The sequence below is a fragment of the Azospirillum humicireducens genome (assembly GCF_001639105.2).
Classification (GTDB): domain Bacteria; phylum Pseudomonadota; class Alphaproteobacteria; order Azospirillales; family Azospirillaceae; genus Azospirillum; species Azospirillum humicireducens.
In genome coordinates, this window is record NZ_CP028902.1 from 676,732 (window position 1) to 702,691 (window position 25,960).

Below are 25,960 nucleotides of genomic sequence, written 5' to 3' on the forward strand. Positions count from 1 at the left end.
GCGTCAGGAACAGGCCGGCGGCGGTGGCGGTGAGGCGGTGCTTCATCGTGTTTCCTCCCTGTGTGGCCGTCCGGTCGTGGCGGCCTTGTTGATCGACGGAAGCAGTGGAGCGGGGATCACCTCCCTCTCCCGCCCCGGGANACGATGTTCTCCAGATACTCCTGACGGCCGGAGCGGGGTTGCGGGTTGAGGTTGCCGGTCAGCGCCCGTTCGGCGAGCGTGGCGAGATCGCGCTTGCCGGACAGGATCGCCTGACCCTCCGCTCCGTCCCAACCGGCGTAGCGCTCGGACAGCGGCTTGGTCAGGGCGCCGTCCTCCAGCATCTGCGCCGCCTGCAGCAGGGCGCGGGCGCAGGTGTCGACGCCGCCGATGTGGCCGTGCAGCAGATCCTCCGGGTCGAGCGACTGGCGGCGGATCTTGGCGTCGAAATTCAGGCCGCCGGTGGTGAATCCGCCGCCCTTCAGGATGTCGTGCATGACCACGGTCAGTTCGCCGATGTCGTTGGCGAACTGGTCGGTGTCCCAGCCCAGCAGAGGATCGCCGCGGTTCATGTCGAGCGAGCCGAAGATGCCGAGCGCCAGCGCCAGCGCCACCTCGTGCTGGAAGCTGTGGCCGGCGAGGATGGCGTGGTTCTGCTCGATGTTCACCCGCACGTCGGCCAGCAGGTCGTAGCGTTCCAGGAAGCCGTAGACGGTGGCGACGTCGAAATCGTACTGGTGCTTGGTCGGCTCGCGCGGCTTCGGTTCGATCAGGATCGGGCCGTCGAAGCCGATCTTGTGCTTATGCTCCACCACCATCGCCAGGAAGCGGCCCATCTGGTCCAGCTCACGCCTCAGGTCGGTGTTCAGCAGCGTCTCATAGCCCTCGCGCCCGCCCCACATGACGTAGTTGGCGCCGCCCAGCGCATGGGTGGCCTCCAGCGCCGCGCGCACCTGCCCGCAGGCATAGAGGAAGACGTCCGGGTCGGGGTTGGTCGCCGCACCGGCCATGTAGCGGCGGTGGGAGAACAAATTGGCGGTGCCCCACAGCAGCCGGACCTTGGCCGTCTCCATCTTCGCCGCGAACAGCTCGGTGATCGCCTTCAGATTGTCGACGCTCTCGATCAGCGTGGCGCCCTCCGGCGCGGCGTCGAGGTCGTGGAAGCAGAAGAAGGGGATGTCGAGCAGACGGAACATCTCGAAGGCGACATCGGCCTTGGCACGGGCCGCCGCCATCGGATCCTGGCCGGGGCGCATCCACGGGCGCTGGAAGGTCTCGCCGCCGAAGGGGTCGCCGCCCGGCCAGCAGAAGCTGTGCCAGTAGCAGGCGGCCAGCCGCAGATGGTCCTCCATCCGCTTGCCCAGCACCACGCGGTCCTTGTCGTACCAGCGGTAGGACAGCGGGTCGCGGCTATCCGGCCCGCGATAGGCCACGGGGGACAGGTCGCCGAAGAAAGAGGCGGTGCTCAAGACGCGAACTCCTTGGCAAGGGGGTAGAGCCGGCGCCAGCGCAGCCAGGCCTGGCTGTACGCGTCGGCGCGGGCCGGATCGGGGGTGAAGGTTTCAAGACGGCGGGGCTTGCGGCAGACGGTCGCCGCAGGCTCGCCGGTCGCGGCCATGCGGCCGAGATGGGCGGCACCCAGCGCCGCACCGACCTCGCCGTCCTCGATGCGGTGGATGGTGACGCCCAGCGCGTCGGCGCAGATCCGCGCCCACAGCCGCGAGCGGGAGCCGCCGCCGGCAAGGTCGAATGCCGTAGGAGCGCCCGCCCCCAGCGCCACCAGATTGTCGCGGGCGGCGAAGGCGACGCCTTCCAGCACCGCCTGGATCAACGCGTCGCGCCCGGTCTCCGCCGACAGGCCGGCGAACAGGCCGCGCACGGTGGCGTCGTTGTGCGGGGTGCGCTCGCCCGACAGGTAGGGCAGGAAGGCGACCGGCGACGGGCCGTCCACCGCATCGCCGAGCGGGGCCAGCAGCTCCGCCTCCGGCGTGCCGAAGATGGAGGCGGCCCAGGCAAGCGAGGCGGCGGACGACAGCATGACGCCCATCTGGTGCCAAACGCCGGGCAGCGCGTGGCAGAAGGCATGGACCGCCATCGCCGGATTGGGCAGGAAACGGTCGGTCGTCCGCCACAGCACGCCGGAGGTGCCGAGGCTGAGGAAGCCGTCGCCCGGCGCGATGGCGCCGAGCCCGACCGCGCTGGCGGCGCAGTCCCCTGCCCCGCCCGCCACCACCGGCGGTTCCCGCATGCCCCAACGGCGGGCGAGATCGGGCGACAGCCGGGCGACGGCGTCGGAGCCTTCGGCCAGATCCGGCATGTGGGCACGGGTCATCCGGGTGGCGGCGAGCAGGTCGTCCGACCAGTCGCGCCGGGCCACGTCGAGCCACAGCGTGCCCGACGCGTCCGACATCTCCTCCACCATGGCGCCGGTGAAGCGCCAGCGGACATAGGCCTTCGGCAGCAGCACCTTGGCCAGCGCGGCGAAGATGTCCGGCTCCTCCTCCGCCACCCACAGCAGCTTCGGCGCGGTGAAGCCGGGCATGGCGATGTTTCCGCTGATGGTGCGGAGCGTCGGGAGCCTTTCCTCCAGCGTCGCGCATTGGCGGTGGGAACGGCCGTCGTTCCACAGGATGGCCGGGCGCAGCACCCGGTTGTCGGCCCCAAGCAGGACCGCGCCATGCATCTGGCCGGAGAAGCCGATGCCGAGCACGGCGGCGAGCGCGGCAGGCTGCCGTTCGGCCAGCTCGTCCACCGCGGCGACGGCGGCGGCGACCCAATCCTCCGGCTCCTGCTCCGACCACAGGGGGTGGGGGCGGGAGACGGTGCAGGGGCGGGACGCGCTGGCGGCGACAGCCCCGTCGGCGTCGGTCAGCACCGCCTTGACGCTGGATGTGCCGATGTCGATCCCCAGAAACATGACGGTCGACCTTTTCTGATGCCCCTTCAGGGCAGGTTGTCGCGCAGGATGACCTGAACCCGGATGTGTTCCTGCGCCGCGACGATCTCTTGGCCCGTAACCAGGGCGTGGAGCACCCGCGCCATCGAGCGCACCTCGTGCCCCGGATCCTGGGCGACCAGGGCGGCGAAGGTGCCGTCCAGCAGCATGCGGCGGGTGGCGGGCGTCAGCTCGTGGCCGACGCAGAGGATTTTGCGGGCGAGCCCGGCCTCTGCCAGCGCCTCCCCAATGCCGACGGAGCCCTCGCCGGTGTTGTAGATCGCCACCAGATCGGGGCTGTCGGCCAGCATGCGGCGGACCAGATCGCGGTTGCGGTCGGGGTCGTCGCGGCCCTCGACCGGCGGCAGGCGGATCAGGTGGGGATATTCCTCCGCCAGCACCTGCCCGAAGCCGAAGCGCCGTTCGGCATGGTCGCGCAGGCTGCCCGATCCGGTGACGATGCCGACGGCGCCGCCCGGTTCCACCTTTCCCGCCTCGCCAATGCGAGGCGGGCCGAGGAAGCGGCCGACCAGCGAACCCGCGGTGCGGCCGGCGGCGATGTTGTCGATGCCGACATAATGCTGGCGCCGCGACGACGGGGCGTCCGACACCAGCGTCACCACCGCCATGCCGCCTTCGACCAGATCGTCGATGGCGGCGCGGATCCGCGGATGGTCCAACGCCACCAGCGCCACCGCATCGAAACGGCCCGGCAGCATGGACAGCTCCGCCGCCAGGGTATCGGCATCGAACACGTCGGTCTCGACGATCTCCACCGCAATGCGCCGGGCGCGGAACCAGTCGGCCTGGGCGCGGATGTTGTCGGCGATGTCCAGCATGAAGCGGTTGCCGCCGCCGGGCAGGACCACGGCGAAGCGCCAGGAGCGCGACCGCGCCAGCTCCGCCGCCGCCGCCAGCGGGCGGAACCCCAGCCGCTGCACCGCCTCATGCACCTTGAGCGCGGTCTTGGCGCTGACGCCCGGCCGTCCGTTGATGACCCGGTCGGCCGTCGCAAGGCTGACCCCGGCCGCCGCCGCCACGTCGCGCAGGGTCAGAGGTGCGTCGTTGATTTGATTGTTCATGCCGCAAACCATATTCCCGCACTTTGAGGTACGCAACTCAATTGTTGAGGCGAGCACGGCTCTCTGCCGTTTGGATTATCCATGCCGATGCTGGGCGGATTATCCTGTGGCAGCTTTCAGGTGCGTACGTCAGTATGCGGCAGCCGGTCGCCATCATAGGGCTTGGGCGGCGCGGTTCGCTGCCCCCGACCGGAGACGGAACTACTCCCGATGGGGTTCCTCGCCTCCGATTGCACCCATGACCGGGGGACTCGCGGGAATTTAGGCTTGCTCCTCCCTCGTCCACAGCGAGAGCAAGGTCGAATGCCGCAGCTGAGAACCCATCAGCAACTGGTCAGCGCCATCGCCGACGCCATCGGCCAGCAGCAGACGGAGGTTCGCGACGTTCTTGCGGCGGTGACGCCCGGCGGGGGGAAATCGCTGCTGCCGGTCATCATGGCGGCAGCACTGCACAAGGCGGGGCGGATCGACCGGGTGTGCTGGATCGTGCCGCGCGACAGCCTGCGCCAGCAGGCGGAGGAGGCCTTCGTCGATCCGCGCTGGCGCGAGGTGTTGGGACACAATCTCGCCCTGCGCGCGGCGGAGAACGGGCGGGACCTCTGCCGTGGCCTGCAAGGCTACATCACGACCTATCAGGCGGTGGCCGCCGCGCCGGACCTGCATTTGCAGGAGTTCCGCCGTCACCGCTATCTGCTGGCGGTGGACGAACTGCACCATCTGCCGGCGGTGTTCGACACCGACCGCATGGCGGCGGTCGAGGAGGAAACCGCCTGGAGCCGGTCGATCCTGCCGCTTCTGGAGAATGCGTCGGCCCGGCTGCTGATGAGCGGGACGCTGGAGCGCGCCGACGGCCGTCCGATCCTGTGGCTGCCCTATCGCGCGCCGCAGGGAACACGCAAGGTGCGGGAAATCGACTTCAAGGCGCCGGGCTGGGCGGTGGTCGGCTATTCCCGCCGGCAGGCGCTGGCCGAGAAGGCGATCCTGCCCGTCACCTTCGGGGCGATGGACGGCTCGGCCTCCTGGCTGGATGCCGAGCGCACCAACCGCTGGGTCGATGCCCTGTCCAAGGCGGGGGAGAACACGCGCGACGCCCTGTTCACTGCGCTCCGCACCGGCTTCGCCCAGGCGATGCTGCGCGAGGCCTACCGCTCTTGTCGGGAGCATCGGGCGAAGCGGCGGGCGGAGCTGAAGCTGCCGCGCGGGCGCGACGATGCGGGACTGGGCAAGCTGCTGGTGATCGCGCCCGACCAGGGGACGGCGCGCTTCTATCTGGAGACGCTGCAGGGCTGGATGCCGAGGGAACAGGCCGGGCGCATGGCGCGGCTCGCCATTTCCGACTGCCGCGACGCGCAGGAGGTGGTTGCCGCATTCCGGCTGCGGGCCGAGCCGGCGGTTCTGGTCTCCGTCGCCATGGCCTATGAGGGGCTGGATGCGCCGTCCATCACCCATGTCGCCTGCCTGACCCACATCCGCTCCCGCCCCTGGCTGGAGCAGGCCATCGCGCGGGCGACAAGGGTGGACCCGCATGGCGGTCCCTATGACCGGCAGCGGGCGCTGATCTACCACCCCTCCGACGCGCTGTTCGAGCAGTTCCGCACCATGGTGGAGACCCAGCAGGGCACCCGCGCCATGGTGAAGACCCGCCGCCCCCAGCAGGAGCTTCCCTTCGAGCGCAGCACGGAGCGCGAGCCGGAGATCATTCCGCTGGAATCCAACGCCACCGCGCTCAGCTTCGCCGTGGTGGCGCCCGGCCCGGACTTCGGCTCCCACTCGCGCGATCCGGGAGAGCTGCCGCTGACGCCGAGCGCCGCCGAGCATCACCTGCGCCAGCGCATCGGCCAGCTGGTCGCGGCGCAGGTGATCGAGGACGAGGACAACAACCTCGTCGCCGAGGGGCCGACCGGCTACCACATCTACAACGCAGTGCTGAAGCGGCTGATGAAGAAGGCGCGCTCCGAAATGACGCTGTCGGAGCTGGAGGCGGCCGTCGGCTGGCTGGAGCGCAACCGGCTGTCCGACCACCGCCACCTGATCGCCGACGACCCGCAGTTCCGATGGTCCACGCGGCGGCGGGGGGCGCACCGGGCGGGTTATGGGATGCCTGCGGCTCGCGGCGCCGGCGGAATCCCCTCTCCCCCCCGTGGAGAGGGTTAGGGTGAGGGGGATGCACCGCTTGCCTTCCCGAGAATCCTCGTCGCGCGTCACCCTCTCCCCGCGGGGGAGAGGGTGATTTGGGCGGAGAGAGGGATACCCCCCGGACAGCGCCCCTCCAGCAGGTCGCGCTCGCGGGTCAGCGCGTCGGCCATGAAGTCCAGGAAGGCGCGGACGCGGCCCATGTGGCGGAGATCCTCGTGCGTCAGCAGCCAGAGCTTGGCGTCGGCCTCCGGCACCGGATCGCCGATGCGGCGGAAGCCGGGGTCGCGGTCCACCACCCCGCAGGGCAGCAGGCCGAGGCCGATTCCGGCCCGCACCGCCTCCACCGCCCCGGCGACCGAATTGACCCGGTAGCCGATGGAGGCCGCCGGCACAGTCCGCTTCATCCACTGGGCGAGGGAGGTGTGCTCGAAGGACTCGTCCAGCCCCACCCACGGGTGGCGGTCCAGGTCGCCGGCATCCCCGGCCCGCTCCAGGTAGGAGGACGCCCCGTAGACCGCGAAGGCCAGTCCGGAGACGGCGCGCCCAACGAGGTTCTCCGGCGGCCGGCTGGTGGCGCGGATCGCCACGTCGGCTTCGCGGCGGGTCAGGCTGAGCGATGCCTCCGCCGCCACCAGATCGACGCGCAGCTCGGGATGCAGCCGGCGGAAGGCGGCGATGTGGCGCGGCAGGATGTAGAGCGTCAGGATGTCGACGGTGGTCACGCGCAGGCTGCCGCCGATCCGGGTGTCGCGGCCGGACAGCAGGCGGTTGGCGGCGGCCAGATCCTCCTCCATCTTCTGCGCCACCCGGTGCATCTCGTCGCCCGCCGCGGTCAGCACATAGCCGCCGGGCAGCTTGTCGAACAGCCGGGCGCCCAGCGCCTGCTCCAGCGCCGTCACCCGGCGCAGAACCGTGCTGTGGTTCACCCCCAGGACGCGGGCGGCGGCGGACAGGGAGCCGTGCCGCGCCACGGCCAGCAGGTAACGCAGATCGTCCCAATTGTTACCATTTCCCATTTATTCCCGCTCATTCCCGCATATGCTTTTTGCAAAACTCGCCAATTTGCGCTCACCAGAGCACAGGTTAGGGTCCGTACCAAGCGCATCCTGCGCAATGCCATCCCATTCCGGCTGTCCGCATGTCCGAGCTGCTTCAAGATCCCTTCGTCCAGTCCAGCGCCCTGCCCTTGGCAGTCAGCCTGATCCTCGTCGGCGCACTGCACCTGCTGCGGCGTCCGCTGGCGGCGGCCGGGATCGCGGCCGGGTTCCTGGTTGTCTTCGCGATGGTGGTCGGCCTGCCGGCCCTGCCCCCGCCGTCGAGCATGGGCAAGCTGTTCTGGTCGTCCGCCATCGGTCTGCTGCTCGGCGTCGCCGCCGATGCCGCTGGCTTGCGCGGCCGGGCGGCCTCGGCCGGGTTGGCGGCGTGGCTGGCCGGTTCACTGCTGTGGATCGCCCTGCCCGCCCTGGACTCCGTGGCGGCCGTCGTCAGCTTCGCGATCCTGCTCGCCACCGCCGCGTGGATCGCCTTTGCCCGCGCGTCGCAGACGCATGGATCGGCGAGGGGCGAAAGCCCGACCGCGCCGGCCGCCTCGCTGCTGGCGCTGGCGCTGGCCGTCGGCGGCACCGCACTGATCGGCTCCTCGGCCTCCATCGCCCAGATGGCTTTGGCGCTGGCCGCGTCGGCCGGCGGCTTCCTGCTGTGGAACTGGCCGGTCGAGCGCCATGGCTGGGGCCTGTCGGGCCGGGTCGCGACCGGCATCGCTGTGCTGCTGGCCTGCGTGCTGACCCTCTTCACCCAGGCGCAGACCGCCGTCCTGCTGCTGGCGCTGCCGGCGCTGCTGGCCGGTCATGTCAGCCGTTTCGTTCCCCAGGGCCACGGCCCGGTCGGCCGGGCCGCCTCGTCGGCCGCCGTCACGGTGGTCGCGGTCCTCCCGGCGCTGGTCGCCATCGGTGCGGCCTATGCGCTGACCGGCGGCGAAGCGTCGCCCTACTGATCCTCCATCCCCATCATCCGAACCCAATCCCCGGAGCTCCGTTCATGAAGAAGACCCTGTTCGCCGCCGCCCTGTTCGTCGCCACCGCCGCCGGCAGCCTGACTCCCGCCTTCGCCGCCCCGGTCAGCTACAAGATCGATCCGGCGCACACGGCCGTCGCCTTCATCGTCAACCACATCGGCTTCTCCAACGTGATCGGCCGCTTCAACACGGTCGGCGGCGACATCAGCTTCGACAAGGACGCGGTGGAAAAGAGCACGGTGAACGTCACCATCGACGCCGCCAGCATCGACACCAACCACGCCAAGCGTGACGAGCATCTGCGCTCCCCCGACTTCTTCAACGCGAAGGAGTTCCCGAAGCTGACCTTCAAGAGCACCAAGATCGAGAAGACCGGCGACAAGACCGGCAAGCTGCACGGCGACCTGACCATGCTGGGCGTGACCAAGCCGGTGGTTCTGGACGTCACCTTCAACAAGGACGGCGTCAGCCCGGCCAGCAAGCTGGAGACCGCCGGCTTCTCCGCCCGCGGCACGGTGAAGCGCACCGATTTCGGCATGAAGTACGGCGCCCCGGCCGTCGGCGACGACATCCAGCTGCTGATCGAGATCGAGGCGGTCAAGTCCTGACCGAAGGACCGTACCGGTCTGTTGCAGTGTGGAGGGGACCGGTTCGCCGGTCCCTTCCCGTTTCTGCCCCCCGTTTCCACCCCCTGCCGATTGGAGGCCGCGATGCCGCAGCTTGTGAATGGTGTTTGGGAGAAGGGCGACATCGCGGCCAGCGAGATCAGGAACGGCGCCTTCCACCGCGAGCCGACCCGCTTCCGCGACTGGATCACGCCGGACGGCGCACCGGACACCGAGGGGCGCCCGACCCTGCCGGCGGTGGCCGGACGCTATCACCTCTATGTCTCCTACCTGTGCCCGTGGGCCTCGCGGACGCTGATCGTCCGCGTGCTGAAGGGGCTGGAGGGGGTGATCGGCCTGTCCGCCGCCGAACCGGTGCTGGGCGAGGACGGCTGGGTCTATGCCGAGGATCAGCACGCCGGCGAGGGCATCGGCCCCTTCCGCCACCATCACCGGCTCTATACCGCGAGCGATCCCGCCTATACCGGCAAGGTCTCGGTGCCGGTGCTGTGGGACCGGCAGGAGCGCCGCATCGTCAACAACGAGTCGGCCGACATCATCCGCATCCTGAACAGCGCCTTCGACCGTCTGACCGGAAACCTGCTGGACCTTTATCCCGAGCCGCTGCGGCCGGAGATCGACCGCTGGAACGGGCTGGTCTATGACAGCGTCAACAACGGCGTGTACCGCTGCGGCTTCGCCAAGTCGCAGGCCAGCTACGACGAGGCGTTCGACGGGCTGTTCGCCATGCTGGACCGGCTGGAGGATCGTCTTTCGGCCAGCCGCTATCTGGCGGGGGAGCATCTGACCGAGGCCGACTGGCGCCTGTTCGTCACGCTGGTGCGCTTCGACGCCGCCTACCATGGCGCCTTCAAATGCAACCTGCGCCGGATCGAGGACTACCCGAACCTGTCCGCCTATTTGCGCGAGCTGTACCAGTGGCCGGGCATCCGCGACACGGTAAGGCTCGACCACATCAAGGCGGGATACTACACCAATCCCGCCATCAACCCGACCCTGATCGTGCCGAAGGGGCCGGCGCTGGACTTCGACCGCAGCCATGACCGCGACCGGCTGCCGGGCAAGGGGATCTGGCAGCGGGGGTGAGGGATCATCGCTTTCCCCGCCTCGGCCGGGTGAGCAGGACGGCGGCGGTCAGAAGCTGGGAGAGCGTCCAGCAGGCTCCCGCCGCCGCCAGCAGCGCCATCGAGGGCGACCACACCGCCGCCAGCCGCAGGACGGCGGCGGCGGCCATCAGCGTGACGGCAATGGTGGCGGCGGGCGGGAAGCGCTCGGGCTCCGCCTCCCGCTGCAGGGTGGTACGGATCATCATGGCGCTGGCGAGGATGCCGAGTGCGCCCACCCCCAGCATATGCCAGGCGGCAGCCGGCGGCAGGTCCAGAAGCGCCGTGGAAGCGGTCAGCAGCCAGCCGACGCCGAGGCAGAGATAGCCCAGATGCAGCGCGGCGATCTCCGGCTGCCGCAGCAGGAGAAGCGGCTTCCAGCGGGCCAGCCGCAGCAGCGCGCTCGCCCCCGCCATCGCCGCACCGGCGGCCCCCAGCGGCGGCAGCAGGCCGGTCGCCGCCGAGACCAGGCAGAGTAGGGCACCAACCACCCCCATCGCCTCCAGCCGCGGCTGCACCCGCTGTGCCAGGGCGATGCCGCGGCGGCGCAGGGCGCCGGCCGTCGCCGCCGGGATGACGCGCCCGCCCATCGTCAGCAGCAAGGTCGCGATCAGCAGCAGCCCGACCGGCAGCCCGTTGGCCGGACCGAGGCCGAGCTCCGATGCCCAGAACAGCGCCTCCGCCAGCAGGAAGGCGCCGATCAGCGGACCGAACACCGCGTTGTGGCCGCTGCGGCTGGTGCGCAGGAACGGCAGGCCGGCGACCACGAACAGCAGCAACGGATAGGCGAGCCCGACCGGGATGGCCACCGCCGCGGGCAGTCCGCCCAGCAGCGCCAGCCGCCCGGCCAGCCAGGACAGGAAGGCCACCGCCACCATCCGCCGCGACAGCCGCGTCATCAGGAAGCCGCCGACCACCGCCAGCGCATAGCCCAACGTCATCTCGTGGGCATGCAGAGCCGGCGACCATTCCACCGGCAGCAGGCCGCCGACCGCCGCCAGCCACAGCGGCACGGCCAGTGCGGCATGGAAGGCGGCTGCCGGGTAGATCAGCCGGTGTATGCTGGTGACGGAGGGGACGGGGGCGGAGGCATGCATGGGTCGGCGGGCTCTTCGGTGGTCCGGTCCAACCAGTCTGGCCGATGGCGGACAGACGTGCTTTGACCGGCAACAAATTCGCTTACGACTGGGTATGGTTTGACCGCTACAGTGTTGGGCCAGACCCGGACCGAGCCAGGACGACCGCCATGCCTCCGCCCCCCGATCCCGCAGTTCTGCGCGGCATGCCGCTGTTCGCCGGGCTGGAGGCCGATGCGCTGGCGGAGGTTGTGGCGCTCGCCCGTCCCCGCCGGCATGCGCGTGGCGGCGCCCTGTTCACGCAAGGGGAGCCGGCAGCGGCCGGCCATGCGCTGATCGACGGGCGGGTGAAGATCGTGCAGACCGGCCCCGACGGCCAGCAGGTGGTGATGCGCTTCATCGGTCCCGGCGAGATGTTCGGGACGCTGGCGATCTTCACCGACGGGCTCTATCCGGCCGATGCCGTCGCGGTTGCCGATTGCGTCCAGCTGTCCTGGCCGGCCGCCGCGATGACGGAGTTGATGGACCGGCATCCCGCCATCGCCCGCAACGCGCTGTCCATCGTCGGCAGTCGGTTGCGGGAGGTGCAGAACCGCCTGCGCGAGGTCGCGACCGAACGGGTGGAGCGCCGCATCGCGCATGCCCTGCTGCGTCTGGTGCGACAGGCCGGCCGGCGGGTGGAGGCGGGTGTGGAGATCGATTTTCCGCTGTCGCGCCAGGACGTGGCGGAGATGACCGGCACCACGCTGCACACTGTCAGCCGCACCCTGTCGGCTTGGGAAAGCCAGGGGATCGTCGAAAGCGGCCGGCAGCAGGTGGTGATCCGCAAGCCCCACGGGCTGGTCGCCATCGCGGAGGATCTGCCGCCGCCAACGCCGCGCGGCTGAGTGCGGGGGGCTTGCGGTGGCGCAAAGACTGCTCGTCACCGGACGGCTAAGGTGGTTGCCTGTCCCCAGCGCCGGAGCACGCAGCCATGGCCTCCCCTTCCTCCATGGCCCGGACGACGGCCAGGACGGCGCTCGCCGACATGACCATGGCCGATCTCATGCGTGACCGCCCCGCGGTGGTGCCGGTCCTGCTTCGCCGCGGGCTTGCTTGTCCCGGCTGTGCCATGGCCCCTTTCATGACCTTGCGGGAAGCGGCCGAGGCCTATGGGCTGGAGTTGGGCGCCCTGCTGGACGATCTCGCCGCCGCAGATGGCCGGCTTTTCCTTTCCCTGGAGATCCGGTGATGCACACCGACAGCCTGACCGGCCGCATCCTGCATGACGACCACCACCGCGTGCTCGACCTGCTGGACCGGCTCGACGCCCTGCTGCCGGCGGACGACGACCGCACCTTCGCCGGGGCGATGGCGGGAACCTGAGCGAAAGCCGTCATCGGGCCGCGCCCGTTGCATGCACCGCCGGTCTGCCCGTCTTCCACCCCCGCGTCTTCGGCGTTTGTCCTGGAGCAAAGAAGGCGGCGGCGATCCGGGGTACAGCGGTGCATGGCGATCCTGCCCCTCCCCCCTCAGCCAGACGGACGACGATGCCGACCACCACCCTCCATGGCACCCGGACCACGCAGGCCGAACCGGTCCTGGACCTTCGCGCCATTCCGCCCTACCAGCGCCACCAGCTGATCTTCCAGTCGGTGCAGGATCTGAACCCAGGCGACGGCTTCTCGCTGGTCAACGACCATGACCCGCGCCCGCTGCACCACCAGCTCCTCAGCCTGTTCGGCGCCGGCTTCTCCTGGGAGTATCTGCAGCAGGGTCCCGAGGTCTGGCAGGTTCGCATCGCCCGTCCGGAAGGGGCGGCGGCGACCAGCCTGCGCGTGCGCATCGCCCGCAACGGTGACGTGGCTGTCGCAGCCGACGATGCGCGACTGGGGCCGGACGGCAGCGGCGCCTCGGTCTGCGAGGTGACGGACTGCCCGCCGGGCACGCTGCAGGCCGACGTGCTGTCGCTGCTGCAGGGCGTGATCCCGCCGGCCGGCACGGTCAGCATCGCCTATGAGCGGCTGCTGGCGCGGCGCAACGGCTCCTGTTGCGGCGGCATGTGCGGGTGAAGGCATTTTGTTTTACGATGTGTTGGTATGAATGATTGCTGAGGAACGCCAGCTAAAATCTGACGATGCCTGCCGTTAGCTTCAATAGCTCATAAGGCGGTTCCGAACGGCGCGGCTTGACGGTCGCGCCGTTTTGCGCTCCCGCACGAAGAGAACGAATGGCAAACAAACTGACTTGACAACGACGGGGTTTCGCGGCCTGTTGGACTGGTCAGGGGCATCCGGGTCAACGGCGTGGCCCCCGGCCCGATCTGGCCCCCGTTGCAGATCAGCGGCGGCGCCACCCAGGAGAAGCTGAAGCAGTTCGGCGGCCATATCCCTCTGGGCCGTCCCGGCCAGCCGGAAGGGCGCCGGAGGCCAATTCCGCCCCACCGCTATCCCATGATGTCTTCGCCGAGCCGTCTGCCGGAACAGCGAACGGCCGTTCCCCCCCACCATTTCGGAGGGCGGATCGATGCGGAAGCCGACTCCGACCAGCAGTGCTATGCCGAGGAGCGACAAGGCGATGGCGATGAAAAGGACGGTCATGGGATAGCTCCATCAGGAGGCCTTGCATGGTGCAGGCCGGCGTCTATTCGGCGGTCCTGAGCCACCTGAAGGCCATCGACGCCAGCGGCACCGACAAGGTCCTGACCGTGGTCAACCAGCTGAAGACCATGCCCATAGAGGACCTGTTCGCCCGCAACGGCAAGGTCCGCGCCGACGGCCGCATGGTCCGTGCCGCAACAATCCATGTGGCCGGTCAGAGCGTCGAGCGGACCATTTCGGCATAGACCCCGCCGCGTGCAACCAATTCATCATGTCTGCCTTGCTCGACGATCTGCCCTTTGTCCATCACAACGATCCGATCGGCATGCCGGACCGTGGAGAGCCGGTGGGCGATGGTGATCGTGGTGCACTCCCTGGCAATCGATTCAAGCGCCTGCGACATCGCCCGCTCCGTGACGGGATCCAACGCGCTGGTCGCTTCATCCATCAGCAGCACACGGGGACGCCGCAGTATGGTGCGCGCCAGTGCGATGCGCTGCTTCTCGCCGCCGGAAAAGCGATAGCCACGCTCACCGACCAGCGTGTCGTAGCCGTTGGGAAGCGCCGATATCATATCGTGGACCTGCGCGACCTTCGCGGCCGCGACCAGATCGTCATCCGAGGCATCCGGTTTGGCAAAACGGAGATTGTCGGCGATGGTCGCGTTGAGCAGGTAGGGTTCCTGGGTGACGACACCGAGCAGGTCCGTCAACGACTGCAAACTCAGATCGCGAACATCGACGCCGTCGTAGCTGATCGAGCCCGCGTCCACATCGTAGAGCCGGGCAAGAAGGTGGCCGAGCGTTGTCTTCCCGGATCCGGTCGCGCCCACGATCGCCACATGCGATCCGGCAGGAATATCGATCGAGACCCCGTCTATCGTCGGCCGCTGAGACCCGGCGTAGGCGAAGCTGACCTCATGGAGGCGGATCGCGCCGCGGATGCTGTCCTGATCGGGAATGGTTGGGTCGGGCCGTTCACGGATCTCGACCGGCCGGTCGAGATAATCGAAGATGCGCGCAAACAGGGCACGCGTCGTTCTGATCTCGACGCTGGACCTCAGAACCTCCTCCAGCGGCCAGAGCAGTTGCTCCTGCAGGGCGATCATGGCGACCAGCGTGCCGATGGTCACCACCGATGTCCCCTGGCCCATGAGAATGCCGCCGAGCAGCAAGGTTGACGCCGGCAGTGCCTGCAGCACCAGGTCGATCACCGCCCATTGCCACTGACCGGCGGTGTGGGATCGTACCTCGAGCGCCGCCACTCCCTCGGAGCTGCGGACGAACCGCCGCGTCAGATGGTCGGTGCGCCCCATCGTGCGTGCGAGGATGATGCCGGAGATCGACAGGGATTCCTGCACCATGGACGACATGTCGGCGATCCGGAGCTGCTGCTCGTAGGTGATCTCCTCGCGCAATATCCCGACACGATGGCTGATCCAGATCGCGACCGGCAGAACCAGAAATGAGAACAGGGCCAGTCGCCAGTCCAGCGCCAGCATAGCGACCATCGTCATCACGACCGTACTGACGTTGCGCGTCAGCTCGCTTGCGGTGTGGGTGACGAGCGCCTGCAGGCCGCCGATGTCGCTGGCGATGCGGGACTGCACCTCGCCCGTCCGGGTCGTCGTGAAAAAGCCGAGGGACAGGGTTTGCAGATGTGCGTAAACACTCACCCGCAAGTCATGCATGATCGCCTGTCCGACCCTTGACGTGATCGCCACCTGAAGGGCGCCCATTGCGGCCCCAAGGCAGGCAAGAACGATCAGGCTGCCAGCGAGACGTGCCAGAAGCCCAAGATTGCCGTTCGGCAGCGCATCATCGATGATGGCGCGCAACAGGAAAGGCGAGGCGACGCCCAAAGCCGATGATGCAACGATCAGGATGAGCAGCAAGACCAGGCGGGTGGCATAGGCCTTGAACAGACCGAGCACGCGACGCACAGAAACGTGCTTCTCGGCAAGCTCGTCGTAAGAGGAATCCTTGAATTCCCCGTTTTCATTCACCATAGGTCATCTCTGATCGAACGATGGGTTTTGCCTGGCGCCGAGCCGAACGATGATGGCCGCTGCAAAGAGGAGCGCCATCGCAACGTCTTTCCAGACCGCGAATGCTTGACCCGAAGGCGGTGCGCACGGGCGTAAGGCAGGTCATCCGATATCGGACCTGCCGATGGCCGGGCAGCATGCTTGCGGGTTGATGGTCAGAGTTTCGGCAAGCGGATTTCGAACGTCACGCCCTGGGGTTCCGACGCCATCGCCACCGCGATCCCGCCATGGGCTTGCGCGATGGCCTGCACCACCGCCAGGCCCAGGCCACTGCCGCCGCTCTCCCGCGACCGGGACGCGTCGCTCCGCCAGAAGGCGTCGAAGACCTTAGCCTCGGCCCCCTTCGGCAATCCGGGACCGTGATCGCAGACCCGCAGAATGGCATGGTCGCGCGTCACACGGGTTTCGATGCGAACGTCACACGGAGCGGCGTAGCGCCGGACGTTGTCGAGCAGGGCGGTCAGGACCTGCCGCATGCGGGCGCCATCGCCGCGGATCACCACGGACCCCAGGTCCATATGGATCGACACGCCGGCCAGTTGCAGCATGGGCGTGGTGACGGCCACCACCGAGGCGACTTCCCGGGCAAGGTCGATGGTCTCCAGCCTCAGCTCGAGACGCCCGTTCTGCGCCAGGGTCAGGACCTTCAGATCGTCGACGATCCGGCTCAGCCCCTCGACCTGGACAAGGAGCCCCTGAAGCGACGGGGTGTCGGGTGTGAACACGCCATCGACGTAGCCCTGGATCTGGCCGCGCAGAATGGTCAGGGGCGTGCGCAACTCATGGGCGATGGCGGCGTGCCACGCCCGCATTTCCGTTTCCGCCCGGTTCAGCTGCCCGGCCATGTGGTTGAAATCCTCGATCAACTGGCGGGTTTCGGCGAAGGACGCTTTCGTCGGCGCGGCGCGCGCGCTCAGATCGCCGGCTGCAACCCGTCGCGCTGCCGTCGCGACCGCCTCCAGCGGCTGGATGAGCCGGCGGGCGAAACGTGTCGCCGCAACGATCGCCCCTCCCAGTCCCATGGTCCACAGCACGAGGTAGGCGATCCATTCCGGCGGCGTCGGCCAGTAGCTGTCCGGTTCGGGAAGGCCCTCCAACCCCTCGGGTGCCCAAAACCGGAAATAGACGAACTCGTAGAACAGGAAGAACCCGGCGCACATGATGAAGAGCGCCAGCCCGGTCACCCCCGCCATGGACGCAACCAGCTGCCGGTTCAGTGACTTGGCCGACTTCATGGAACGGTCGACAGCCGATAGCCGACGCCCCTGATGCTTTCGAAAAGAGTCACGTTTCCGGCGGCATGGAGTTTGCGCCGGATGTTGCTGGCGTGGGTGTCGATGGTCCGTTCCAGCGTGTTGCCTTCCGGCAGGCAGGCGTCGATCAGGTCGGCGCGGCTGAAAACGCGGGTCGGTTGCCGCGCCATATGCGACAGGATGCGGAACTCCGTCGCCGTCAGGTCGATGCGGGTCCGGCCGTTGGAACCTTCGACGACGACGGCATGGGCCGTCAGGTCGATCTCCAGCGGGCCGACCCGCAGCACCGCGATGTCGCTCCGGCCCATGGCGCGACGCAGGACCGCCTTCACCCTGGCAACCACCTCAAGCGGGTTGAACGGCTTGACGATGTAGTCGTCGGCGCCGATTCGCAGCGCCTGGAGTTTGTCGAGATCCTCGTCGAGCGCCGTGACCATGATGACCGGGGTATCGCCGCGCCGTCGAATCGCCGACAGAACCTCGTAGCCGTCGAGCTTGGGGATCTTGACATCGAGGAGCACGATGTCGGGCTGCAGCTGATGATGCAGATCGAGGGCGATCTGCCCGTTCTCGGCACGGACCGTCCGCAGCCCCTCACGGTCGAGATACCCCGTGATGATCCGGGCGACATCGGGCTCGTCCTCCACAACCAACACCAACACGCTCATTTCCAACTCCAGATTTCGGCCACGAGGCTCATGGTAACGCCGCTTTATGGACGTTCCATGGAGAACGTGCAGAGACTGTCGCGCCGTCAGCGGAATGACGGGCCGGCCTTATACCAGCGGCTCTTGATCCTGANCGATAGAGGGCGGCGGCATTCTCCAGCCTTGCCCTCCTGGCGTCCAGCAGTGCCTGGTCGGCGGCGAACAGGCTGCGTTCGACGTCCAGAACCTCCAGATAGCCGACCGCACCGGCCAGATACCGGTTCATCGTCATCGTCCGACGGCGCGCCTCCACCTCGCGCAGGGCGGTCCGGGCCGCGACATCGCGCTCCAGCGAGGCCTGCCCGGCCAGGGCATCGGACACCTCGCGGAACGCCGTTTGAATGGCCCGTTCATACTCGATGACGGCCGAGTTTTCGCGCGCCCGCGCCAGATCCAGATTGGCTTGGTTCCGCCCGCCATCGAAGATCGGCAGGCTCACCTGGGGAACGAATTGCAACGCACCGCTGCCGGGGGTGAAGAGTTTGCCGAGTTCACCGGAGGCGACACCCCCCATTGCCGTCAACCGGATCGACGGAAAGAAGGCGGCGCGGGCGGCGCCGATCTGGGCATTGGCGGCCTGGAGCCGCTGCTCCGCCGCGACGATGTCGGGACGCGCCGTCAGCAGTTCGGACGGCAGGCCGGCGCGTGCCACCCCCCATCCCGAACCGAAGGCGGGGGAGGTGAAGGGCGGCGCATCCTTCGTTCCCGCCCTGTCGCCGTAGCCGGTCAGCAGGGCCAGGGCATGTTCGGCGCGCGCGTGGACCAGTTTCTGCTCGATCAGGTCGGTGTCGGCCGACCCGACCAGCGATCTGGCCTGTTCCATCTCCAGCGGGGAGGAAACGCCGGCCGCGACGCGCCGGTTCAGCAAGGCGACGGCGGCCGTCCGCGAGGCGACGGCACGCCGCGCAAGGTCGACACGGGCCGCCGCCGCGCGCTCCAGCACATAGCCCCTCACCACTTCGGCCACCACGCTGATCCTCGCCGCCCTCTGCGCCTGCTCCGTCGCCAGATACTCGTGCAGGGCCGCATCGGACAGGTTCTTGGCCTTGCCGAAGAAATCCAGCTCATACGCAGCCAGGGAGACTCCCGCCTGATGGGCGGACTCGTTGTTTCTCGCCGGATGGGTGGTCGTGCCTTCGAGGGCGACGGTGGGAAGGCGGGATGCCGACTGTACTCCGTGCAGGGCACGCGCCTCCTCGACCCGTGCCGCCGCCAGCTTCAGATCGCGGTTGTGCTCCAGCGCCGCCGCGACAAGGCGCCTCAGCGCGGGGTCGGGAAATTGCGTGCACCACGCCGTGCTCCGGATGGCGGGTGCGGCCTCTCCCCCCACTGTCCGCAGATCGGCAAGCGATGTGGTGGCGACCGGATAGCCGGCGGGGATCGGCGCGGCGGGCCGCTCGTAGAGGGGGGCCAGCGAACAGCCAGACAACAGGGCAATGGCACAGACGGCGGCGAAGGTCGCCGGCCGGCGATGAGTCTTCGACCGGGCGGTCATCCCCGGGACTCCTTCGGAAACTGGGGCGACGACGTTTCCGGCGATGCTTCACCGGGACGTTGCTGGATGGTGAGGAACTTCGCAAGTCCACGCTGGCCGATCAGGAAGCGCTGGCCGTTGCGGGGGGAAAGGGCGACGACCGCCTCCACCACGCGCTCGTCGACGCGCTGCGTGGCATCGCTCGGGTCGATCTTCCGCTGCCCGAGGATCTCGCCGATGCGCAGAACCTCGCCGGACAGCGGCTCGGGCGTGCTGTCCAGCGTGACCGTCACCGGCTGGCCGGAATGGACCTGCCGCATCAGCCGTTCCTCGACGTCGACGCGGAAGATGAAGCGCTCGTTGGGCACCAGCGTGAACAGGGTGGAGACGCTGAGGGTCGAGGCGCCGCTGCCCGGCCGGGCCTGAAGCCGCACGATCCGTCCATCGACCGGGGCCCGGATCTCGCGCTGGGCGATCTCCATCTCGGCGGTCGCCAGACGCGCCTGGGCGAGGCGGATCGCCGCGTCGTGGGCCTTCAGGTCCGCCTCGGTTTCCTCCAGGCGGCTTTGAGCCTCGTCGATCAGCTTGACCGCTTCGGCCCCGTCCCGGCGCAGGCGGTCGAGCCGGTTGTGTTCACGGCGGGCGGCGGCGGCACGGACCCGCAGAACGGCACCGCGGGCCTGCGTTTCGGCCAGTGCTGCACGGGCTTCGTCCAGCGCGGCGCGGGCCGCCCGGTCGTCCTGCCGCGCCAGCAGATCGCCGGCGCGCACATCGGCGCCTTCCGACACGAAGATCGCGGAGATCACACCGTCCCGCTGGGCGGCGATCTGGATCATGCCGCCTTCGACGTCGATCCGGCCGCGCCCGGCCGCAGCGACCGGCGCCTCCACCGACAGAATCTCGCGGTCTCCCGAACCGGCACCGGACAGCTCGTCCGTCATTGCGGTGGAGACGGCCAGCCCGATGGAGGATGCAATGGCGATCACCGCCAATCCGCTCAGCATCAGGCGCTTAGGACGCGGCATTTTCAATGTCCCGTTGATGGAAGGTGTCATGGGTTTCGGGCCGTTCGTCGCTCACGATCCGCCCGTCATCGATGGTGACGATCCGGTCGGCGTGGCCGATCAGGCGGCTGTCGTGGGTTACACAGAGGACCGCCGCCCCATTGCGGTGGGCGATCCTGCGGAGGATGCGGATCACCAGATCGCCGTTGGTGCGATCCAGGGCGGAGGTCGGTTCATCGGCGAACAGCAGGGTCGGCTGCTTGACCAGGGCACGGGCGATGGCCACCCGCTGCTTCTCGCCGCCGGACATGGCCGATGGCTTGAGATGGGCCCGGTCGCTCAACCCGACCTCCTTCAGGCTCTCCCATGCGCGGCTGTCGATGTCCGCCGCCGGGGCGCCGGTCAGCTGAAGAACCAGCCGCACCTGATCCAGGGCGCTGAGAGCGCCGAAGAGGTTTGGACTCTGGAAGATGAAGCCGCAATGCCGCAGGCGCACGGCAGTCAGGTCGGCCTCGCCGAGATCGGCGATCGGTTGGCCCAGAATGCTGACCGTGCCGCGGTCGGGACGTGACAGGCCGGCCAGCACGGCCATCAGCGTGGATTTGCCGGAGCCGGACGGTCCCATCAGCAGGGTCAGCTCGCCGCACTGGGCCGACAGGTCGATCCCCTTCAGGATGTCCATCCGGCTGCCGCCGCTGCTGTAGGATTTGTAAAGGCTCCGGGCGGAGAGCGCCGGCGTGTCCGAGGAAACGAGCATCGTTGTTCTCCTATCGCAGCAGATCGGCCGGTTCGCTGCGGTACAGCACCGACAGGGCGACCAGTCCCGACAGACAGGCGATGGCGGTGACGAACAGGGTGGTGATGCCGCCGAGCCACCAGGTCAGCACCAGCGGGATTCCCAAGAACCAGGCCAGCCCGCTGAGGAGGGCGGCGATGACGAACATCAGGAGGTTGCCGACAAGAGCGACCCACAGGGATTGTTCGACAACGATGGCGCGCAGCTGGCCGACAGTGACGCCGAGGGCGCGCAGAGTCGCATATTCCTTCAGCGAGGCGATCACCGCTCCGCGCAGGGTCTGGCCCGTTACGCCGACGCCGACCAGAAGCGCCAGCAGCATGGAGAAGCCGAACGAGGTTCCCGCCCCCGACTCCTCCAGCCAGAACAGAGCGGACTTGGTGGTCAGCTCCTCCGGCGTCGCGACGCCATAGGTCTGCACCCCGCCGGCGGTTTCCAGGTCGTGCCGGACCTGTTCGACATCGAAGCGGGGGTCGAGCTTCAACAGGAAGTACGGGGGCCCGCTGCTGGTCCAGTCCGCGTTGATCCGCCGGAGCGACTCGGCTGAGGTGAAGATGAGCGGCATGAGATTGCTGCGGAATCCGTGAACGAAACCGCCGACCGTCACCCGCCTGCCGGCGATCTCCGCGGTGCCGCCGATGGTTGCCCCCAGCTTGGCCGCGTCGGCCTGGTCCACCAGCACCGTCTCGGGATTGGACAGAACCGCCAGCGTGTCCGCCGTAATGCCGTCAAGCCCGCTGAGCGCGCCCGGCCGGATGTTGACGCCGACGATCATGACGTTCTGCCGCGCGCCATCCCCGGTCCGCCAGTCGGTGTATCCGAGGCTCATCTCGTGAACGTCCAGAACAGCGGGGTGCGACCAGAACAGCCCTTCGACACGGGCCGGAACGACCGTCGACTGGTCCCAACTCTGAATGTTCGGGGCGGTGATCCACAAATCGGCCTTGGACCGCGTGAGCGGGAGGGTGAAGGCGTCGAGCTGGCCCAGCAGCAAGCCGACCTGGACCAGGATCAACAGACCGGAGAAGGCCAGCGTCAGGATCGCCGCGGCGAACCGCCTCCATTCATGCACAAGATTTTGTCGAGCAAGCGAAACCATGAAATGTCCCCAGGGCTTTGTGCCCGAACCAAGTGCCATCCAGTCGTGGAGGGACCATCCATCGATTGTCGAGATTGTGCAGAGGCGGCGGAACGGCGGGTGAAATGCGGGAGCCGACCGGGCCTTGATCGAAGCTCCATGAAATCTGCACAGAGCGATGGAAGGTTTTGGGCAAGCCACGGTCGCCGCGGTGCGACGCAGCTTCTTTCCCTCAAGGACTCGATACAGATGACCACTGTTCTTTTGACCGGCGCGACTGGCTTCATCGGCGGCGCCGTTCTCGCTCACGGCCTCTCCCACGATCTGGATTGGCATTGGATCTGTCTTGTGCGGGGCAAAGGGGAGGAGCAGGCCCGTGCCCGGCTTGCCGAGAACCTGGGCCGCTTCTTGGGCGTCGATGCGGCCCGCAAGGCCATTCGGCGGGTCGAGATCGTCGTCGGCGACATCACCGATCCGGCAAGCCTCGAAGACGGGCGTCTGGATGCCGTGACCCACATCCTGCATCTCGCCGCCGACACCTCCTTCCGTGCCCAGGAGCTTTGCCATCTGATCAATGTCGAGGGCACCAGGGCGCTGGCCTTGCGGGCGCGGCGCATGCCGCATCTGCAGCGCTTCCTCTATGGCGGAACGGCGATGATCTGCGGCGGCAACCCACCGCCCGTGGTCACGGAATCCGACGCGCCGGCCGAAGCGGCCCAGCATCTCGTTCCCTACACCCGCACCAAGGTCGCCGCCGAGGCGATGCTCAGGCACGAGTTTGCCGACCTGCCCGTCGTGATGGTGCGCCCGTCGATCGTCACCGGGCACCGGACGCTCGGCTGCATCCCCAGCAGCAGCATCTTCTGGATGTTCCGTGCCGGCGACCGGCTGCGTCTGGTGACGGGCGAGCTGGCGGGCGGCATCGACGTGGTTCCGGTCGATTGGACCGCCGAGGTCCTGGTCGGGCTTCTGGCCAAGCCGACGCTGGCCCATGACGTCTATCATCTTTCGGCCGGCGAGGCGAAACGCACGACCTGGGACAGCCTGGCCGTCGCGTTCGAGCGGTGCGATCCCCAGGGCGGCCCCCGTTGCTACAGCCGGTTCGACGATGGCGATTGGAAGACGCTGCGGGCACGGTTCCAGGCGGTCTTCGGCCTCGACCAGCCGATCAAGCTGGCGATGCTGCGGGCGATGCGCGCCTATTACCAGTTCAGCACGCTCGGCGTCGTCTTCGCCAACGAGCGGCTGACCGCGGAGGGCTTTTCCCTGCCGCCGACGCTTTCGGACTATCTGCCCGCCTGCCTCTCGGCTCCTGCCAACCTCTCGATTCTCGACCAGTTCGCCGACGATCTCGGCATGTTCGACGAAGCCCCTGCGGTGCAGGAGCTTTCGGTTCAGCCGGCTTCGGTGGCGGCATGACCGCGGCCGGCGCTTATGGGGTTCTCGGCCTCGCGATCCTGGCGGAAATCACCGCCACGATCGCGCTGAAAGCCGCGGAAGGGATGACGCGGATCGGCCCGATGGTGATCGTTGCCATCGGCTATGCCCTGTCCTTCTGGCTTTTGTCCGTGTCCCTCCAACGTTTCCCCATCTCGCTCGTCTATTCGGTCTGGGCAGGGTTCGGCATGGCCGGTGCCGCCATCGGCGGCTGGTGGCTGTTCGGCGAAGTCCTGGCTCCGTCTGCGCTGCTCGGCATCGCCGTCATCGCCCTGGGCGTCTTCATCCTGGCAAGCGCGATGGATCCGTCTGCGGCCTGATCCCCGCGGCGCAACCGCTCACGACCACCCTTCACCAATCGAACGCCCGGGATCTCGGCTTCGGTTCCGCCCGATGCAGGGGGCGGGGCAAAGCCTCTTCCCGGCCGGGAAGCCTCGACGACCATCATGCTGAAACGGTTCGCCTCGCTACAACCTTTACAGCTGCCCTTGTGCTTGTCCGATCCCGATACCCTGGACCCGCCCGTCGCAGCCGATCGCACCACGCCCCGCCTCGGGCTCGGGCTCTGGCTGTGGGCGATGATGACCGCGGTGATCTCGATCATCGCGGTCATTCAACCGCACCGCTGCATTTCCTGGATCTATCGGCAGGCAGCCGAAGCCTGGGCAACGGCATCCCCGCTTTACGCGCCCGGACTGCACGGGTTCCTGTATTTTCCCACCGGCACTCTGGTGTATGGGCCGTTCGCCCTGCTCCCCCAGCCGCTCGACAGCCATGCATGGCGCCTCTTCCTCTCGGCCAGCCTGGTTCTCGCGGTGCGGCGCTACGCCAATATGCTGGCTCCCGGTGCCGGCGCCGCAGTCGCCGGGATGATCCTGGCGCTCGCCATTCCCGCGGCGGTGATCGACCTGCTGCGCGGGCAGATGACCTTGCTGATGGCCGCAATCCTGCTGGTCGCCGCGGCGGACGGCAACCATCGACGGGCCGGCTTCTGGCTGGCCTTGGCTGTCTTCGTGAAGCCTCTGGCGCTTGTCCCGGCCATGCTGATCATCGTGGCGCTTCCCGCAGCCGGCCCGAGCTTTGCCGCGGGCCTGCTGATCGGTGTGGCGGCCGGCATGCTCCATCCCCATCCTGATTACGCGATGGCGCAATGGGTGGCGATGATCGACAAGCTGCGCTTCGCCGCGGCCCCGGACAGCGGAACCTGGTTCGACATCGGTGCGCTGCTCAAGCGATTGGGACTGATCGGACCGACGGAGCCTCTCTTCGGACTGCGCCTTGTCGCCGCCCTGTCCACCCTGATCCTGGCGCTGCTGGCGGCACGCCGGTTCGATACACGGACCGCCGTGGTCTGCTGCCTCCATCTGGGTTGTTGTTACCTCCTGCTGTGGAATCCCCGCGTCGAAGAGGGGTCCTACGTCATGCTCGCCCTTCTTGTCGGCAGTCAGGCCGCCGTTGCCATCAGAATCCCCGGCCATGAAAGGCAGGCCTTGCTTGCCATGTGTCTGTGCCTTGCGGTGGGAACGCATATGTACGGCGACTGGATTTACCGGCCGACCGCGTCCTGGATCAAGCAGGCGGCGGCACTCATTCATCTGACGGCGCTGTCGTGGAGCATTCTCGCTGGTGGCCTGTTTCGTCGGTCTCTACAGAACATCCACAGTCCCTCGATACAAAATTGACAGAAGCGGTAAATGCTATTCCCCATCGGAATTGGCAATCATCACAACGGAATCGGAGATAAATGCGCGGCTGATTGATGGGGTATCAACGAAAGTTGATGTTTGGCGACAAAATAATCCAGAGTGAGGCGTGATGTCTTGCTGGAAGCGCCGATCTATTGCTTCTTCGAAGCTCCAGGCGCTGGTTCTGAAAAACAACGATTTTGCGCGTATTTAAATTTAATTTGCATCAATTTTTATTTCTCGGATCAAGATGGCGCCTCTCATCCGATGCGCCGCCGTCCTCTCGCCAAGGAAGAGAACGACCAGATACCCAAGTACATCGGGAAATCGCTTGGAATGATCGTCGCGCGTTACTCTTTGAAATCGCCAGTTTTCTGTCGAATTCAGAAAATACGCTACGAACAGGCGCCGTCTTGCTGTCGGACCGATGAGGTTAACTTGGTGAATTTCACCCCCTGCAACAACGAATGACCGTTGTTGGATTGCGACGCCTTAAATGAGGTGAAGACATGGCAAACGAAGTCTCTCTGAGCGCCTCGATGAGGACAAACCTGCTTCAGCTGCAAAACGTTCAAAAGACGATTGCCCAGAAGCAGCAGGTCCTAGCGACCGGCAACAAGATCAACAGCGCGCTCGACGGGCCGACTGAGTTCTTCGCGGCCAAGGGCCTGTCGCAGCGGGCCGGCGACCTGTCCTCGTTGAAAGACGCAATGGGACAGTCGATCAGCACGATCAAGAGCGCCGACAAGGGCCTGACCAAGATCTCCGATTATGTCGACCAAGCCAAGGGGTTGGCCACTGCCGCCTACGCTGCGCTCGGCACCGACGCCGCCTCGGTCGCAACCCGCAAGGCTCTGGCCGCCCAGTTCAACACTCTGCGCGACCAGATCGACAAGATGGCCGCCGACAGCGGCTATGGCGGCAAGAACCTGATCGCCGGCAACGGTAT

At 67.7% G+C, this 25,960-nt stretch carries 24 protein-coding genes and 3 pseudogenes; 15 read left to right on the forward strand and 12 right to left on the reverse strand.

Features of this window, described 5'->3' with window-relative positions; translation table 11 throughout:
• Window positions 1-141: 141 nt before the first annotated feature.
• The 3 genes and pseudogenes from xylA to A6A40_RS17655 all read right to left on the reverse strand — a co-directional run.
• Window positions 142-1,448 (reverse strand): annotated as a pseudogene (gene xylA / locus A6A40_RS17645) (xylose isomerase); the annotation flags it as partial.
• Window positions 1,445-2,896, reverse strand: coding sequence for a xylulokinase (gene xylB / locus A6A40_RS17650; RefSeq protein ID WP_108547198.1), 1,452 nt, complete (start codon window positions 2,894-2,896; stop codon window positions 1,445-1,447). The gene xylB and the pseudogene xylA, both read right to left, overlap by 4 nt.
• Before the next feature lie 26 nt (window positions 2,897-2,922).
• On the reverse strand, window positions 2,923-3,996 hold the full coding sequence (locus tag A6A40_RS17655; RefSeq protein WP_108547199.1) for a LacI family DNA-binding transcriptional regulator: 1,074 nt from the start codon (window positions 3,994-3,996) through the stop codon (window positions 2,923-2,925).
• A gap of 303 nt (window positions 3,997-4,299) precedes the next feature.
• Between A6A40_RS17655 and A6A40_RS17660 the strand changes: the two genes are divergently transcribed.
• The gene (locus A6A40_RS17660; protein ID WP_236783858.1) at window positions 4,300-6,150 is read left to right on the forward strand and encodes a DEAD/DEAH box helicase; all 1,851 of its coding nucleotides are present in this window, start codon (window positions 4,300-4,302) and stop codon (window positions 6,148-6,150) included.
• Between the two features lie 47 nt (window positions 6,151-6,197).
• Here A6A40_RS17660 and A6A40_RS17665 read toward each other — a convergent pair whose 3' ends face one another.
• Window positions 6,198-7,148, reverse strand: coding sequence for a LysR family transcriptional regulator (locus A6A40_RS17665; protein WP_108547200.1), 951 nt, complete (start codon window positions 7,146-7,148; stop codon window positions 6,198-6,200).
• 122 nt (window positions 7,149-7,270) lie between these two features.
• Between A6A40_RS17665 and A6A40_RS17670 the strand changes: the two genes are divergently transcribed.
• The 3 genes from A6A40_RS17670 (at window position 7,271) to A6A40_RS17680 (ending at window position 9,858) form a co-directional block, all read left to right on the forward strand.
• Window positions 7,271-8,125: a hypothetical protein gene (locus A6A40_RS17670; RefSeq protein WP_108547201.1), complete on the forward strand. Its 855-nt coding sequence runs from the start codon at window positions 7,271-7,273 to the stop codon at window positions 8,123-8,125.
• 44 nt (window positions 8,126-8,169) lie between these two features.
• On the forward strand, window positions 8,170-8,754 hold the full coding sequence (locus A6A40_RS17675) for a YceI family protein (protein ID WP_108547202.1): 585 nt from the start codon (window positions 8,170-8,172) through the stop codon (window positions 8,752-8,754).
• A gap of 102 nt (window positions 8,755-8,856) precedes the next feature.
• Window positions 8,857-9,858 carry a glutathione S-transferase family protein gene (locus A6A40_RS17680; RefSeq protein WP_108547203.1) on the forward strand — a complete coding sequence of 334 codons (1,002 nt, stop codon included), beginning with the start codon at window positions 8,857-8,859 and terminating at the stop codon, window positions 9,856-9,858.
• A gap of 4 nt (window positions 9,859-9,862) precedes the next feature.
• Here A6A40_RS17680 and A6A40_RS17685 read toward each other — a convergent pair whose 3' ends face one another.
• Window positions 9,863-10,972, reverse strand: a complete 1,110-nt coding sequence (locus A6A40_RS17685) for an NnrS family protein (protein WP_108547204.1) — start codon at window positions 10,970-10,972, stop codon at window positions 9,863-9,865.
• Window positions 10,973-11,121: 149 nt separating this feature from the next.
• Between A6A40_RS17685 and A6A40_RS17690 the strand changes: the two genes are divergently transcribed.
• The 6 genes and pseudogenes from A6A40_RS17690 to A6A40_RS17710 all read left to right on the forward strand — a co-directional run bounded on the left by A6A40_RS17690 (window position 11,122) and on the right by A6A40_RS17710 (window position 13,775).
• Complete coding sequence (locus A6A40_RS17690) at window positions 11,122-11,838, forward strand: Crp/Fnr family transcriptional regulator (RefSeq protein WP_108547205.1); 717 nt, start codon at window positions 11,122-11,124, stop codon at window positions 11,836-11,838.
• A gap of 86 nt (window positions 11,839-11,924) precedes the next feature.
• Entirely contained in the window at window positions 11,925-12,182 is a 258-nt protein-coding gene (locus tag A6A40_RS17695; RefSeq protein ID WP_108547206.1) for a DUF1858 domain-containing protein, read from the forward strand.
• A complete protein-coding gene (locus tag A6A40_RS32125) occupies window positions 12,182-12,316 on the forward strand; it encodes a hypothetical protein (RefSeq protein WP_257792293.1) in 135 nt (44 codons plus the stop codon). The genes A6A40_RS17695 and A6A40_RS32125 overlap by 1 nt, the downstream gene beginning before the upstream one ends.
• A 164-nt stretch (window positions 12,317-12,480) precedes the next feature.
• Complete coding sequence (locus A6A40_RS17700) at window positions 12,481-13,002, forward strand: DUF2249 domain-containing protein (protein ID WP_108547207.1); 522 nt, start codon at window positions 12,481-12,483, stop codon at window positions 13,000-13,002.
• 213 nt (window positions 13,003-13,215) lie between these two features.
• Window positions 13,216-13,344, forward strand: a pseudogene (locus A6A40_RS32435) (SDR family oxidoreductase); the annotation flags it as partial.
• A 212-nt stretch (window positions 13,345-13,556) separates the two neighbouring features.
• Window positions 13,557-13,775 (forward strand): ABC transporter substrate-binding protein, encoded by a 219-nt coding sequence (locus A6A40_RS17710; protein ID WP_108547209.1) that lies wholly within the window; start codon window positions 13,557-13,559, stop codon window positions 13,773-13,775.
• Here the strand turns inward: A6A40_RS17710 and A6A40_RS17715 are convergent.
• The 7 genes and pseudogenes from A6A40_RS17715 to A6A40_RS17745 form a co-directional block, all read right to left on the reverse strand.
• Window positions 13,745-15,538, reverse strand: a complete 1,794-nt coding sequence (locus tag A6A40_RS17715; RefSeq protein WP_108547210.1) for an ABC transporter ATP-binding protein — start codon at window positions 15,536-15,538, stop codon at window positions 13,745-13,747. The genes A6A40_RS17710 and A6A40_RS17715 overlap by 31 nt on opposite strands.
• Window positions 15,539-15,732: 194 nt before the next feature.
• Window positions 15,733-16,812 (reverse strand): ATP-binding protein, encoded by a 1,080-nt coding sequence (locus A6A40_RS17720; protein WP_108547211.1) that lies wholly within the window; start codon window positions 16,810-16,812, stop codon window positions 15,733-15,735.
• The gene (locus A6A40_RS17725) at window positions 16,809-17,498 is read right to left on the reverse strand and encodes a response regulator (protein WP_108547212.1); all 690 of its coding nucleotides are present in this window, start codon (window positions 17,496-17,498) and stop codon (window positions 16,809-16,811) included. The genes A6A40_RS17720 and A6A40_RS17725 overlap by 4 nt, the downstream gene beginning before the upstream one ends.
• Window positions 17,499-17,632: 134 nt before the next feature.
• Window positions 17,633-19,032, reverse strand: a pseudogene (locus tag A6A40_RS17730) (efflux transporter outer membrane subunit); the annotation flags it as partial.
• Window positions 19,029-20,036: an HlyD family secretion protein gene (locus A6A40_RS17735; protein ID WP_108547214.1), complete on the reverse strand. Its 1,008-nt coding sequence runs from the start codon at window positions 20,034-20,036 to the stop codon at window positions 19,029-19,031. The gene A6A40_RS17735 and the pseudogene A6A40_RS17730, both read right to left, overlap by 4 nt.
• Complete coding sequence (locus tag A6A40_RS17740) at window positions 20,023-20,772, reverse strand: ABC transporter ATP-binding protein (protein ID WP_108547215.1); 750 nt, start codon at window positions 20,770-20,772, stop codon at window positions 20,023-20,025. Before A6A40_RS17740 ends, A6A40_RS17735 begins: the two co-directional genes overlap by 14 nt.
• Before the next feature lie 10 nt (window positions 20,773-20,782).
• Complete coding sequence (locus tag A6A40_RS17745) at window positions 20,783-21,910, reverse strand: ABC transporter permease (RefSeq protein ID WP_108547216.1); 1,128 nt, start codon at window positions 21,908-21,910, stop codon at window positions 20,783-20,785.
• A 228-nt stretch (window positions 21,911-22,138) separates the two neighbouring features.
• Between A6A40_RS17745 and A6A40_RS17750 the strand changes: the two genes are divergently transcribed.
• From A6A40_RS17750 to A6A40_RS17765, 5 genes are all read left to right on the forward strand, one after another.
• On the forward strand, window positions 22,139-23,308 hold the full coding sequence (locus A6A40_RS17750; protein WP_108547217.1) for an SDR family oxidoreductase: 1,170 nt from the start codon (window positions 22,139-22,141) through the stop codon (window positions 23,306-23,308).
• Complete coding sequence (locus A6A40_RS17755; protein WP_108547218.1) at window positions 23,305-23,646, forward strand: DMT family transporter; 342 nt, start codon at window positions 23,305-23,307, stop codon at window positions 23,644-23,646. Before A6A40_RS17750 ends, A6A40_RS17755 begins: the two co-directional genes overlap by 4 nt.
• Before the next feature lie 126 nt (window positions 23,647-23,772).
• Window positions 23,773-25,008, forward strand: a complete 1,236-nt coding sequence (locus A6A40_RS17760) for a glycosyltransferase family 87 protein (RefSeq protein WP_108547219.1) — start codon at window positions 23,773-23,775, stop codon at window positions 25,006-25,008.
• 123 nt (window positions 25,009-25,131) lie between these two features.
• A complete protein-coding gene (locus A6A40_RS30450; protein ID WP_211112039.1) occupies window positions 25,132-25,482 on the forward strand; it encodes a hypothetical protein in 351 nt (116 codons plus the stop codon).
• 38 nt (window positions 25,483-25,520) lie between these two features.
• On the forward strand, window positions 25,521-25,960 hold a 440-nt coding region (locus A6A40_RS17765), incomplete at its 3' end, for a flagellin (protein ID WP_418208617.1).